10 protein-coding genes are annotated in these 12775 nt (G+C 71.8%); 5 read left to right on the top strand and 5 right to left on the bottom strand.

Annotated features, from left to right (window positions below):
* The first annotated feature begins 46 nt into the window (after positions 1 to 46).
* Positions 47 to 955, top strand: coding sequence for a hypothetical protein (locus ACFE86_RS06810; protein ID WP_375454570.1), 909 nt, complete (start codon positions 47 to 49; stop codon positions 953 to 955).
* A gap of 78 nt (positions 956 to 1033) precedes the next feature.
* Here the strand turns inward: ACFE86_RS06810 and ACFE86_RS06805 are convergent, their stop codons facing one another.
* From ACFE86_RS06805 to ACFE86_RS06795, 3 genes are all read right to left on the bottom strand, one after another.
* Entirely contained in the window at positions 1034 to 2488 is a 1455-nt protein-coding gene (locus ACFE86_RS06805) for a caspase family protein (protein ID WP_375454569.1), read from the bottom strand.
* Between the two features lie 245 nt (positions 2489 to 2733).
* Positions 2734 to 4761 (bottom strand): threonine--tRNA ligase, encoded by a 2028-nt coding sequence (gene thrS, locus ACFE86_RS06800; protein WP_375454568.1) that lies wholly within the window; start codon positions 4759 to 4761, stop codon positions 2734 to 2736.
* A 222-nt stretch (positions 4762 to 4983) separates the two neighbouring features.
* Positions 4984 to 6573: a catalase gene (locus ACFE86_RS06795; protein WP_375454567.1), complete on the bottom strand. Its 1590-nt coding sequence runs from the start codon at positions 6571 to 6573 to the stop codon at positions 4984 to 4986.
* Between the two features lie 142 nt (positions 6574 to 6715).
* On the opposite strand from ACFE86_RS06795, the gene ACFE86_RS06790 reads away from it, so the two are divergent.
* The 4 genes from ACFE86_RS06790 to ilvA all read left to right on the top strand — a co-directional run bounded on the left by ACFE86_RS06790 (position 6716) and on the right by ilvA (position 10854).
* A complete protein-coding gene (locus ACFE86_RS06790) occupies positions 6716 to 7651 on the top strand; it encodes a LysR substrate-binding domain-containing protein (RefSeq protein WP_375454566.1) in 936 nt (311 codons plus the stop codon).
* A 139-nt stretch (positions 7652 to 7790) separates the two neighbouring features.
* The gene (locus ACFE86_RS06785) at positions 7791 to 8846 is read left to right on the top strand and encodes an AbrB family transcriptional regulator (protein ID WP_375454565.1); all 1056 of its coding nucleotides are present in this window, start codon (positions 7791 to 7793) and stop codon (positions 8844 to 8846) included.
* Complete coding sequence (locus tag ACFE86_RS06780; RefSeq protein ID WP_375454564.1) at positions 8847 to 9194, top strand: diacylglycerol kinase; 348 nt, start codon at positions 8847 to 8849, stop codon at positions 9192 to 9194.
* A gap of 49 nt (positions 9195 to 9243) precedes the next feature.
* On the top strand, positions 9244 to 10854 hold the full coding sequence (gene ilvA / locus ACFE86_RS06775; RefSeq protein WP_375454563.1) for a threonine ammonia-lyase, biosynthetic: 1611 nt from the start codon (positions 9244 to 9246) through the stop codon (positions 10852 to 10854).
* A gap of 63 nt (positions 10855 to 10917) precedes the next feature.
* Here the strand turns inward: ilvA and ACFE86_RS06770 are convergent, their stop codons facing one another.
* Together ACFE86_RS06770 and ACFE86_RS06765 are read right to left on the bottom strand one after the other, a co-directional pair.
* Positions 10918 to 11853, bottom strand: a complete 936-nt coding sequence (locus ACFE86_RS06770; protein WP_375454562.1) for an EcsC family protein — start codon at positions 11851 to 11853, stop codon at positions 10918 to 10920.
* A gap of 10 nt (positions 11854 to 11863) precedes the next feature.
* The coding region (locus ACFE86_RS06765) for an MFS transporter (RefSeq protein ID WP_375454561.1) at positions 11864 to 12775 on the bottom strand (912 nt) is incomplete at its 5' end.

Genomic DNA, 12775 nt, shown 5'->3' with positions numbered 1-12775 from the left:
CGCGTCGGGGGCCGAGCACGCGGAAGGGTCGAGGACCATGCACGGAATGCGGCTCCGGCCCCGACTGGCGTTGCTGGCCGCCTTCGTGCCCGCGGCGGCCTGCGGCCAGTCGCCTGACCCGTTCGGCACCCGCCTCGGCGGCGGTATGCCCTCCCCCTCGATCACCACGCCGAACCTGCCGCCGAGCCAGCCCGAGCGCGAGGCGAGCCTGTCGCTGTCGGCACTGCTGTCGGGCATCGGGCAGCCGCTGCGCTCCGGCTTGGTCTGGCGGATCTACGAGGACCGCAGCGACGGCGTCCGGCCCGGCATCGTCGCGCGCTCCACCGACCCCGCGCCGAGCTTCAGGCTCGCGCCGGGTCCCTACGTCGCCACCGTTACCTACGGCTTCGCCAGCGCCTCGAAGCGGGTGACGATGTCCGGCCAGCCCGCCACCGACACGCTCCGGGTCGGTGCCGGCGCCCTCAAGCTGTCCGGCGCCATCGGCGACACGCGGATCGCCCCGGCCCAGATCGCGTTCTCGGTCTTCGTGCCGATCGGCACCAATTCCGAGGGGCGGCTGGTGCGCAGCGGCGTCAAGGCCGGTGAATTGCTGCGCCTGCCCGAGGGCACCTACCACGTGGTCTCGACCTACGGGGAATCCAACGCGATCCAGCGCGCCGACCTCAAGGTCGATAACGGCAAGGTCACCGACGCGACGCTCAACCACCGCGCCGCTACCGTGACCCTCAAGCTCGTGACCAACCCCGGCGCCGAGGCGTTCGCCGGCACCGCCTTCTCGGTGCTGACGCCCGGCGGCGACACCATCCGCGAGGCGATCGGCGCCTTCCCGCAGGTGACGCTGGCCGAGGGCGACTACGTCCTGATCGCCCGCCACGACGGGCAGGTCTACACCCGCGAGTTCAGGGTCGAGAGCGGGATGGACCGGGACATCGAGGTCCTGGCGAAGGCGGGCTGAAGGCTGGGTTGCAGGCAGGACGCGTCCGCCTCGGGTTCACGACGCAGGCGATCCGGCGCATCCGGACCGATCGCAAGATCACCGGCGGACGGCACCGACCAGGCTGCCGACGCCGCCGAGGAAGCTGCCCATCTCGCCGAGCGAGGGGCCGCCGCCCCGTTGCGGCTGGGCCTGAGCCTGGGCGGGGGCCGGGCGCGGCTGGGCCGGGCGCTGGACCGTGACCGCACGGGCCTTCGGCTCGGGCGGCCGCACCGCGGCGAGCTTGCGGTAATCCGCCTCGCTCTGCTCCCACAGCGCCTTGCGCTGGCCCGGGTCGAGGAAGCCCGAGGCCGGCAACCCCTGCGCCGTCTGCCACGCGGTCAGCGCCCGGCGCGTTCCCGGCCCGAAATTGCCCGAGGCGCCGCCGGGATCGAAGCCCACGGCCCTGAGGCGCACCTGCGCCTCGATCCGGTCCTTCTGCGAGAGCAGGAGGCCGGCCTCGTCGGACTGCGTCGCGGCGACCTTCGCTTCCCCCTTGACCTCGCCTTTGGCATCCGCGTCGGACCTGCGGGTGGCCAAGGCGCGGGCGAGGCGGTTGCGGGCGATCTGCGCGAAGTAGCCGTTGGGGTGGGATTCGAGATACGCCTGGTAATCCTCGGACTGGCCGGAGCGCTCGGCCGCCTCCCACAGCTTCACCTCCAGCATCTGCGGCGTCTGGAGCGCCGCCGGCGTGGCGGCCGGCAGCGGCGCGGCGGCGTCCGCGCTCGCGACCGTCACCGGGGCGGCGGCCGGGTTGAGGTAGAACTCGCCGATGATCGAGGTGTTGACCCAGGGGCGCTGCTTCTCGTTGGTCGTGCGCCACACGTCCTGGCGCACCCGGTCCATCACCGCGCTGATCGAGATGCCCGGCGTCTCGATGTGCTTGAGCAGGGCCGCCGTGAACGGGCTGTTGCCGCCCCCGGTGCCGTCGAGCGCGGTGCGTCCCGGATCGGTGGCGAAGGCGATCATCGTGCCCGCGGCCGCGTTGGTCGCGATCTCGGAGAGCCCGGTGCCGACGACGGCCGAGCGCGTCCGGACCGAGCGGGCCAGCTCCTTGGCGAAGGGGTTGTCGCGGCAGGCGTCGAGGATCAGGACGTTGACGCGATCCTCGCGCTGCATCTGCCGCATCACGAGGTTGATGTTCATGGTGCGGAAGTCGAGATCGGTCTCGTTCCGCAGCACGGTGTCGGTGGGCAGCAGGTAGTTCTCGCCCGCCACGGAGACGCCGTGGCCGGCGTAGTAGACCAGCGCCACCTTCGCACCGTCGAGCTTGCCCGCGAAGGCGCCGACCAGCGTCCGCATCGCATCGAGGCGCAGGTCGTAGCCCTCGACCACGTCGAAGCCCATCCGCTTGAGCGAGGCGGCGACCGCCTTCGAATCGGGCAGCGGATTGTCGAGCATCGGCACGTTCTGGTAGGCGCCGTTGCCGATCACCAGGGCGACCCGGCGCTCGGCCGCGGCCTGCGCCGCCGCCGCGAGCGCGAGACCGAACCCGGCCGCGAGCGCGAGCCGCAAGACGGCGCCTCGCGCATGCAAGACCGTGTCCCCCGCGCGGCGGAGGATCGATGCACGCCACATGTGCCTGCCCCTTCGGTCTTGGCGCGGGTCCGAGACGATCCTCGCGCACCAGTTTCCTCCGGAACGATCCACCAAGACCGCGCGAAGCTCAATCGCTCGCGGGTCCGTGAACGCCGGACGCCGCACGATTCCCGACGATTGTGGCAGGACTGCAAACGGGCCGCGCCGTTCGCGCTACGCCCTCAAGGCGCCGCGGTCGCCCCGTGATGGCCGTCGAGCACCGCGTCGGCGCTCGGCACGGTCCCGGCCACGGCCTGCGCCCGGCGGATGTCCGGCGAGGCCGCCTCCGCGACGAGACCCGCCACGGCCTCGGCGAGCGGCACGGTCTTCGTCTGCTGGCTGCCGAGGCGGCGGATCGAGACCGTGCCCTCCTCCGCCTCGCGCCGGCCGAGCGCCAGGATCGCCGGCACCTTCGCGAGCGAGTGCTCGCGGACCTTGTAGTTGATCTTCTCGTTGCGCAGATCGGCCTCGACGCGCAGCCCCGCCCGCTCCAGGCCGTCGACGACCGTGCGGGCATAGGCGTCCGCCTCCCCCGTGATCGTGGCGACCACCACCTGCACCGGCGCCAGCCAGAGCGGGAAATGCCCGGCGAAGTGCTCGATCAGGATGCCAGTGAACCGTTCCATCGAGCCGCAGATCGCCCGGTGCACCATCACCGGCGGCACCTTCTGGCTCTCGGCGTCGACGTAGAAGGCGCCGAAGCGCTCCGGCAGGTTGAAATCGACCTGCGTGGTGCCGCACTGCCAGTCGCGGCCGATCGCGTCGCGCAGCACGTACTCGAACTTCGGCCCATAGAACGCGCCCTCGCCCGGGTTGACCTCGGTGCGGATGCGGCCGCCCGACTGCGCTTCGATCTGCGCCAGCACCCGGGTCATCACGTCCTCGGCGTGGTCCCAGAGCGCGTCCGAGCCGACGCGTTTTTCCGGCCGCGTGGAGAGCTTGACCACGATCTCGTCGAAGCCGAAATCCGCGTAGGTCGACAGGATCAGGTCGTTGATCTTGAGGCACTCGTCGGCGAGCTGTGCTTCCGTGCAGAAGATGTGCGCGTCGTCCTGGGTGAAGCCGCGCACGCGCATCAGCCCGTGCATCGCGCCCGAGGGCTCGTAGCGGTGCACCACGCCGAATTCCGCCATGCGCAGAGGCAGATCGCGGTAGGACTTCAGGCCGTGCTTGAAGATCATCACGTGGCCGGGGCAGTTCATCGGCTTCAGGGCGAACCAGCGCTTGTCCTCGGCCTCGTCGCCGGCGCTCTGGGCCGCGAACATGTTCTCGCGGTACCAGCCCCAGTGGCCGGAGGTCTCCCACAGCGACTTGTCGAGGATCTGCGGCGCGTTCACCTCGGCGTAGTCGCCCTTCAGGCGCCGGCGCATGTAGGCGATCAGTTCCTGGAAGATCGTCCAGCCCTTGGCGTGCCAGAACACGACGCCGGGGCCCTCCTCCTGGAAGTGGAACAGGTCCATCTCCCGCCCCAGGCGCCGGTGGTCGCGGCGCTCGGCCTCCTCCAGGCGGTGCAGGTAGGCGTCGAGGTCCGCTTGGGCGGCCCAGGCCGTGCCGTAGATGCGCGTCAGCATCGGGTTGTCGGACTTGCCGCGCCAATAGGCGCCGGCGACCTTCATCAGCTTGAACGCGGTGCCGACCTTGCCCGTCGAGGTCATGTGCGGGCCGCGGCAGAGGTCGAACCACGCGCCCTGGCGGTAGACCTTGAGGTCCTCGCCGGGCGGGATCGCGTCGACCAGCTCGACCTTGTAGGCCTCGCCCCTGTCGGCGAAGACTTTGCGGATGTCCTCGCGCGTCCAAACCTCCTTGGTGAAGGGGGCGTCGCGCGCCACGATCTCGCGCATCTTCGCCTCGATCCGCGGAAAATCCTCGGGCGTGAACGGCGTGTCGCGCGAGAAGTCGTAGTAGAACCCGTTCTCGATCACCGGGCCGATGGTGACCTGCGTGTCGGGCCACAGCGCCTGCACGGCCTCCGCCAGCACGTGGGCGCAGTCGTGGCGGATCAGTTCGAGGGCGCGCGGGTCGTCCCGGCCCAGGAACTCGATGGCGGCGTCGCGCGCGATCACGTCGCCGAGGTCGGTGACGATCCCGTCGAGCGCCATCGCCACGGTGCGCTTGGCCAGCGACTTTGCGATGCCCTCCACCACGCTCCGTCCGGTCACCGCCTCGTCGTAGGCGCGGGTGTTGCCGTCGGGGAAGGTCAGGACGGGCATGATCGGTCTCCGGGCTCACTCCTGCGAACGCAGCAGGTAAGCGGTGTTCTGGGGGCTCCCGCGCAGCGCGCGGGAGCGGCCGTTTAGACCGAATCGCGCGACGAGGAAACGCTCCCGCGCCGCGCTCGAAGCCGGCCCCGCCCGCCGGGCAAAGAAAGACCCCGCGCGGCCCTTCGGCCGCGCGGGGTTGACGACGCGTCTCGGGGAAAGCCCCGACCGGGACTACTCGGCGGCGATCTGGTGGGCCTGGGTGCCGTCCGTGTAGGTCTCGGCCTGGAGGCGGCGCCCCGGCGCGGCGCGGCCCGGAAGCGGCGGCAGGGCGAGCGCCTTGGCGAGGTCGATCCCTGCGCCTTCCGCGACGCGGCGGCCGTAATCGGCGTCGGCATGCGAGAAGTGCCAGACCATCCGGAGCTGGATCGCCTCGGGGCACTGCTTCATGTCGCCGACGAGGTTGGCGATCAGGTCGTCGCGCTCCCAATCCTGGAACGAGCGGTAGCGCACGCCCGCCTGGACGTAGTCGTCCTCGGTGCGCGAGGTCTGGTAGCGGCCGAGTTGGCCCACCACCGGCTGGCGGTACTCCTGCGCGGGCTTCGGCGCCTCGACGAGACCGCCCTGGATGGTCGAGGGCTCGTAGTTGATGTGCTTGTTCGCGCCGACCCCGTCGACGTAGTGGGTCATCTGCCCGTCGCGCTGGTTGGAATAGACCTTCACGCCGGGCTGCGGCGCGTTGATCGGCAGTTGCAGGTAGTTCGGGCCGACGCGGTAGCGCTGCGTGTCCGAGTACGACAGCGTGCGCCCCTGGAGCATCTTGTCGTCCGAGAAGTCGATGCCGTCGACGAGCACGCCCGTGCCGAAGGCCGACTGCTCGACGTCGGCGAAGAAGTTGTCCGGCACCCGGTCGAGCACCATGCGGCCCACCGGCAGGAGCGGGAAGTCCTCCACCGGCCACAGCTTGGTGTCGTCGAGCGGGTCGAACGACAGGTGGTCGTTCGGGCCGTCCGGCATGATCTGCACGCAGAACTCCCACTCGGGGAAGTTGCCGGCGTTGATGTTGTCGTAGAGGTCACGGGTGGCGTGGCCGACGTCCTTGGCCTGGATCTCCGAAGCCTGCGCCGAGGTCAGGTTGCGGATGCCCTGCTTCGGCTCCCAGTGGAACTTGCACAGAACCGCCTCGCCCCGGTCGTTGACGAGCTTGTAGGTGTTGACGCCCGAGCCCTCCATCTCGCGATAGTTCGCCGGGATGCCCCAGGGCGACTTCAGGTGCGTGACCATGTGGATCGACTCGGGGTGGGCCGCCACGAAGTCGAAGAAGCGCCACGCCTCCTGACGGTTGGTCACCGGGTCGGGCTTGAACGCGTGGATCATGTCCGGGAACTTGATCGCGTCGCGGATGAAGAAGACCTTGAGGTTGTTGCCGACCAGATCCCAGTTGCCGTCGACCGTCTTGAACTTCACGGCGAAGCCGCGCGGGTCGCGCTCGGTCTCCGGGCTCTCCTTGGCGCCGGCCACGGTGGAGAAGCGCACGAACATCGGCGTCCTGACGCCGGTCTCGGTGAGCACGCGGGCGCGGGTGTACTTGGAGGCCGGCTCGTTGCCGATCTTCCCGTAGGCCTCGAAGTAGCCGTGCGCCCCGGCGCCGCGGGCATGCACCACCCGCTCCGGGATGCGCTCGCGGTCGAAATGCGTGATCTTCTCGATCAACTGGTAGTTCTCGAGCGTCGCCGGCCCCCGCTCGCCCACCGTGCGCGTGCTCTGGTTGTCGCGGACCGGGTGGCCCTGGCGGGTGGTCAGGATCGGGGGTTGATCGCTCATGCCAAAAGTCTCTTCCGTGGTGGACGACGGTTCCGGCGCAGGCGTCCCCGCCCAGCCTGGAATCGTTCCGGAGATGTCGGCATACACGCTTTGCGGCCCATTGGCCAATGCATCGTCGCAAACACTCTGATAGACACCGTCTATGAATGTCGCCGGTCTGTCGCTCCGCGACCTCGAATACGTCGTCGCCATCGCCGACGAGGGCCATTTCGGCCGAGCGGCCGAGCGGTGCAACATCAGTCAGCCGACGCTGAGCGTCCAGGTGCGCAAGCTCGAAGGCGTGCTCGGCCTCGTGCTGTTCGAGCGGTCGAACCGGCGCGTCCTGATGACCGTGCCGGGCCGGATCATCGTGCGGCAGGCCCGCGCCGTGCTGGCGGAAGCCCAGCGCCTCCTGGCGCTGGCGAGCGAGGGCCGCGGCGCGCCGCTCACCGGCCGCCTCGTGCTCGCGGCGATCCAGACGCTCGGGCCCTACTTCTTCCCGCTTGTGCTGCGCACGATGCGCCGGGACTTCCCAATGCTGGCGCTGGCGCTGAGCGAGGGGCGCACCGCCGAGATCCTCGAATCGCTGCGCGACGGGCGCGTCGACGCGGCTCTGGTCTCGCTACCGCTGCCGGCCTCCGGGCTGACGGTGTCGCCGCTCTTCGTCGAGCCGTTCCGCCTCGCCTGCCCCGCCGACCATCCCCTGGCCCGGGGCGGCGCGCTGCGTGCGGCCGACCTCGCCGGGCCGGACCTGCTGCTGCTGGACGAGGGCAACTGCCTGCGCGACCAGGCGATCGCCGCCTGCGGCGCGGGCGGCGCGGCGGGCCGCCACGCCACCAGCCTGGAGACGCTGCGCTCGATGGTGGCGGCGGGCGCCGGCTACACCCTGCTGCCGGCGCTGGCCGTCCCCGTCGGCCCCGACCCGAGCGGCCTCACGGTGATCCGCGGCTTCGACCCCGACGGGCCGGGCCGGACCGTCGCGCTCGCGTGGCGGGCGAGCGACCCGCGGGCGCCGGGGCTGGCGCATCTAGCCGCCTTCTTCCGCGCGCAGGCGCCGGCCGGGACCGCGCCGTGCCGGGACGGGGCGGTCCCGGCCTGACGACGGACGCGGGCGGGCAGACCAGGACTGCGCGGGGGCGGCGGTGACAGACGCGGCGGCAGGGTGTAGCGCGGCGCGACGATCGCCGACGCGGACAGCAGCGCGCACGCAGTGCGAGCGATCCCGGACCCGCCCTCACGTGACCTCGTTGAACACGATCGCCCTCTGGGCCGCGCTGGTCGCCGCCTCGGCCGTCCTCGGCTTCGGCCTCAAGCTGGCGCAGTTCCCCGCCGGATTCCTGCTCGGCCCGATGATCGCGGCGATCGTCTTCGGCGTGCGGGGGGCGTCCCTGCGGATGCCGAAGCCCGCCTTCCAGGCCGCGCAGGCGGTGATCGGCTGCATGGTCGCCCACGCGGTCACCGGCGAGATCATCGGGACCCTGCTCGACGACGGCCCGCTGATGCTGCTCGTGGTCGGCGTCACCGTGGTCGCGGGCGCCGTCGTCGGCCTTGTGCTCACCCGCCTGCGGGTGCTGCCGGGCACCACCGCCGCCTGGGGCTCCGCGCCGGGGGGGGCCGCCGCGATGGTGGCGATGGCCGAGGAATACGGCTCCGACCCGCGCCTCGTGGCGTTCATGCAGTACGTGCGCGTTGCCGCCGTGGTGCTCTCGGCCTCGGTGGTGGCGCGCCTGCTCACCGACGGCGCGGCAGGCGGACCGCCGCCGGCGGCGGCCGAGGATACCGGCGTGCTGCCGGTTCTCGTCACGCTCACTGTTGCCGCGGTCGGCGCCGGCCTCGCGCGGCGGCTGCGCCTGCCCGCCGGCGCGCTGATCGGGCCGATGCTGCTCGGCGCCGCACTGCACGCCACCGGCATCGCCAGCATCGCCCTGCCGCTGCCGCTGCTCGAACTCGCCTACGCGACGATCGGCTGGTACGTCGGCCTGCGCTTCACCCGCGAGACCCTGCGCGCGACGTTCCATGCCCTGCCGGGCATCCTCGCCGCGACGCTCGCGGTGATCCTGCTCTGCGCGCTGTGGGCGCTCGGGCTGACGCATCTGCTCGCCATCGACTTCCTCACCGCCTTCCTGGCCACCAGCCCCGGCGGCCTCGATTCGGTGGCGATCATCGCCGTCGGCTCGAAGGTCGACGTCTCGTTCATCCTGGCGGTGCAGACGCTGCGCCTGTTCGTGGTGCTGATCACCGGCCCGCCGCTCGCCAGGTGGATCGCCCGCGCGGTGCCTCCCGAGGCGGCGTGAATGCGCGCCCTCTGGCTCGCCTTCCTCAATTCCCGGCGCGGCCTCGTCCACGGCGCCCGCACCGAGCGCGCCGTGCGCCTCGAACTGGTCCTGCTCGTCGTCGGCGTGCCCGCGGCCCTGGTGCTGGGCTCCACCCTGTGGGTCCGCGTCGGCCTGATCGCGACGCTGCTGACGATGCTGGCCGCCGAGTTCCTCAACACGGCCATCGAGAAGCTCTGCGACCACCTCCATCCCGGCCGGCACCCGAAGGTCGGGACGGTGAAGGACCTCGCCTCGGCCGGGACGTTCTGCGCGCAGGCGCTGGCGGTGCTGGTGTGGGCCGCGGCGGTGATCGAGCGGGCGGGGTGAGACGCCCCGCCGCTCGCATCTTGCCCGCCGAGCGTCTATCTGCGGCGGCATGTCAGACACCGTGAAACCCGCAAGCCCCCTGCCCGAGCCGGCCCCCGACTACATCCGGAAGATCCTCACCGCGCGTGTCTACGACGTGGCGATCGAGAGCCCGCTCGATCCGATGCCGCGGATGACCGCGCGGCTGAACCGGCCGGTGCTGCTGAAGCGCGAGGACCTGCAGCCGGTCTTCTCGTTCAAGCTGCGCGGCGCCTACAACAAGATGTCGGGGCTGACGCCCGAGCAGCTCGCCCGCGGCGTCGTCTGCGCCTCGGCCGGCAACCACGCGCAAGGGGTGGCGCTCGCGGCCGCGCGGCTGAAGGTGCGCGCGGTGATCGTGATGCCGCGCACGACGCCCGCGATCAAGGTCGATGCCTGCCGGGCGCGCGGCGCCGAGGTGATCCTGCACGGCGACGCCTTCGACGAGGCGCTGGCCCAGGCCAGGCGCATCGAGGCGGAGCAGGACCTCACGTTCCTCCATCCCTTCGACGACCCCGACGTGATCGCCGGCCAGGGCACGATCGGCATGGAGATCCTGCAGCAGCACACCGGCCCGATCGAGGCGATCTTCGTGCCCGTCGGCGGCGGGGGGCTGGCCGCCGGCGTCGCGACCTTCGTCAAGTACCTGCGGCCCCAGACAAAAGTGATCGGCGTCGAGCCGGACGACGCCGCCTGCATGGCCGCGGCGCTGGAGGCGGGCGAACTCGTGATGCTGCCGACCGTCGGCCTGTTCGCCGACGGCGTCGCCGTGCGCCAGGCCGGCGCGGAGACGTTCCGCCTGTGCCGCGAGCACCTTGACGAGGTCATCACCGTCGACACCGATGCCATGTGCGCGGCGGTCAAGGACGTGTTCGACGACACCCGCGCGGTCTCGGAGCCGTCCGGCGCGCTGAGTCTCGCCGGCGCCAAGGTCTACGCCGCGCGCGAGGGCGGCACGGGGACCCTGGTCGCGGTCTCGTCGGGCGCCAACCTCAACTTCGATCGCCTGCGCCACATCGCCGAGCGCGCCGAGATCGGCGAGGAGCGGGAGGTCCTGCTCGGCGTCGCCATCCCCGAGAAGGCCGGCGCCTACCGCGCTTTCATCAAGGCGCTCGGGCCCCGCGCGATCACCGAGTTCAACTACCGCTACGCGGCGGGCGCGCAGGCGCGGATCTTCGTGGGCGTCAACCTGCCCGGCGGCCGGCCCGAGAAGCGCGACCTGATCGCGACGCTCGCCGCGGACGGCTACGACGTCCACGACATGAGCGACAACGAGATGGCCAAGGTCCACGTCCGCTACATGGTCGGCGGGCGCGCCTCGGGCCTCGCGCACGAGCGGCTCTACCGCTTCCAGTTCCCCGAGCGGCCCGGCGCGCTGATGAAGTTCCTCGACGCGCTCGGCGAGGCCTTCAACATCACCCTGTTCCACTACCGCAACCACGGCGCCGATTACGGCCGGGTGCTGGCCGGCATCACCGTGCCGCCGGGCGCGCGCGCGCGCTTCGACGCGGCGGTGGCGGCCCTGGGCTTCCCCTGCTTCGACGAGACCGGCAACCCGGCCTACCGGATGTTCCTCGACGGCGAGCCGCGAGCGAAGGCCGGGATGATGGGATGGTTCGGGCGGAGCAGAGGGCCCGCATGACCGGAGCCTGATCGCGCCCCCGGCCGCCGGGGCGCCCCCTATCCCTTTGCGGAGTACCGGACGTCAAACGACCCCGAGCGCCGCCTTCTCGGCCTCGTAGGCGGCGCGCACGGTGGGCTGGCCGTAGGCGCGCTCCAGGCGGCGGACGGTGAAGTGGGCGCGGGCCATGGACTGGAAGTGGTTCATGAACGCGGTGTTGACCGCCGCGCCCCCGAACGTGCCGAGGATCGGCACCGCCTGCGCGGCGACCTTCTGCGAGACCACGAGGCCGAAGCGCGCCGCGATCTGCGCGGTGAAGCGGATCAGCGCCGGGGCCGACTGGTCGAGCAGCGTCTTGCTGCCGGCGTAACGGGCTGCCTCCGCCATGGTCTTGGCGAGTGCGGCGCGCACCGCGAAGTAGCCGCTCTCGGCAAGCCCTGTGTTCTCGCTTACCCCGGTGTTCCGGCCGCCGAGCGCGAAAACCTGGACGCAGGCGAGCGCGCCCTCCGGGTCCTCCAGATCCTCGCCCTCCTCCCGCGCGATCTCGGCGATCGAGCGCAGCATCAGCGTGGTGGAGACCGGCAGTTCGACCGCGAGTGTCGCAAGCCCGAAGGCGCCCCCGACCGCACCCGAGAGCGCGGCGAGCGCCTTGTGATGGAAGGCGCCCGACCCGAACAGGCGGCCGACGCGGCCCCCGGCCCCGGCGGCGACCGCCTCGACCGCCGTGCCGGGGGCCGGCGCGACCTCGACCTTCGGCAGGGTCGCCAGCGCGACGCGGAGCGCCCCGCGCATCGCCGCCTCGGTGGAGCGTGCGACGACCTCGGTCACCGGCGCCGGCAGCGAGCGGCCGATGATGTCCAGCGGCGCACCCACCGCCGCCGAGAGCCGCGCGGCGAGGCCCGGCCGCTCCAGGGCGCGCACCGCCTTGCGCAGGGCGGCAAGGTCCGCCTCGCTCAAGCGGCGCTCGACCGCTTCGGTGACGGCCGGCAGGGTCCCTCCGGTCAGGGCAATGTCGCTCATGCTCTCGTCCTCACGCGCGGGTTTTCAGCGGCAGGCCCGGCGAATCCTGGGCAAGCGGGACGGAGCCGGCACGGTTCCCGTCCTCGCCCGGCGCCGCCTTGCGGGCGGGCGTCCGGCCCACCGCGAGGCAGAGCAGCACCACCGGGATGCCGACGACGGAGGTCAGCACGAAGAAGGTCGGGTAGCCGAAGGCGGAGACGATGAAGCCGGACATCCCGGCCACGAGCTTGCCCGGCAGCGCGTAGAGCGAGGAGAACAGCGCGTATTGCGTGGCCGCGTAGCCGGGCGTGGTCAGGCTCGACATGTAGGCGATCAGCGCGATGCCGGCAAACGAGCCGCAGAAGTTCTCGATCGAGATCGCGAGCGCGAGGCGCCAGACCTCCGGGCCGCCCGTCGAGAGCCACGCGAAGGACAGGTGCGAACTCGCCGCCAGGAACGCGCCCGCGAGCAGCGTCGGGAACATCCCGAAGCGCGCCATCGCCCAGCCGCCCGCGAAGCCGCCGGCGATGCCGACCCAGATCCCGTAGAGCTTGGTGACGGTGGCGATCTCCTTCAGGTCGAAGCCGAGCGTCTTGTAGAGCGGGCTCGCCATCACGCCGGAGACGAAGTCGGGCATCCGGTAGAGCGCCACCAGGATGAGCACGCCCCAGAGCGCCGGCCCCATCCGGCCGTGGAGTTCCACCAGCGGTTCGAGCACGGCGCGGCGTGCCGACCACAGGCGGGGTCTCCCCACGGCGTTCGCCGGCTCGGGCGCGGGCCGGGCGGTGTCGAAGGCGGGCGCGAACAGGGCCGCGACCAGGCCGACCAGCATCAGCGCGGCCATGGCGAGGTAGGCCGTCGTCCAGTTGCTGGCCGAGGCGATGAACAGCGCGCCGGCGCCGGCCGTGATCAGGCCGAGGCGGTAGCCGAGGTTCGAGGTCGC

The sequence above is a fragment of the uncultured Methylobacterium sp. genome, assembly GCF_964244095.1.
In the GTDB taxonomy this organism is placed as follows: Bacteria; Pseudomonadota; Alphaproteobacteria; order Rhizobiales; family Beijerinckiaceae; genus Methylobacterium.
This window is presented reverse-complemented; position numbering and strand designations above follow the sequence as displayed.

What these genes read in the sequence shown, in the direction of transcription:
- ACFE86_RS06810 (WP_375454570.1), top strand. Translation starts at nt 47, where the DNA reads ATGCGGCTCCGGCCCCGACTGGCGTTGCTGGCCGCCTTCGTGCCCGCG.
- thrS (WP_375454568.1), bottom strand. Translation starts at nt 4,761, where the DNA reads ATGCCCGTCCTGACCTTCCCCGACGGCAACACCCGCGCCTACGACGAG.
- ACFE86_RS06795 (WP_375454567.1), bottom strand. Translation starts at nt 6,573, where the DNA reads ATGAGCGATCAACCCCCGATCCTGACCACCCGCCAGGGCCACCCGGTC.
- ACFE86_RS06790 (WP_375454566.1), top strand. Translation starts at nt 6,716, where the DNA reads ATGAATGTCGCCGGTCTGTCGCTCCGCGACCTCGAATACGTCGTCGCC.
- ACFE86_RS06780 (WP_375454564.1), top strand. Translation starts at nt 8,847, where the DNA reads ATGCGCGCCCTCTGGCTCGCCTTCCTCAATTCCCGGCGCGGCCTCGTC.
- ilvA (WP_375454563.1), top strand. Translation starts at nt 9,244, where the DNA reads ATGTCAGACACCGTGAAACCCGCAAGCCCCCTGCCCGAGCCGGCCCCC.
- ACFE86_RS06770 (WP_375454562.1), bottom strand. Translation starts at nt 11,853, where the DNA reads ATGAGCGACATTGCCCTGACCGGAGGGACCCTGCCGGCCGTCACCGAA.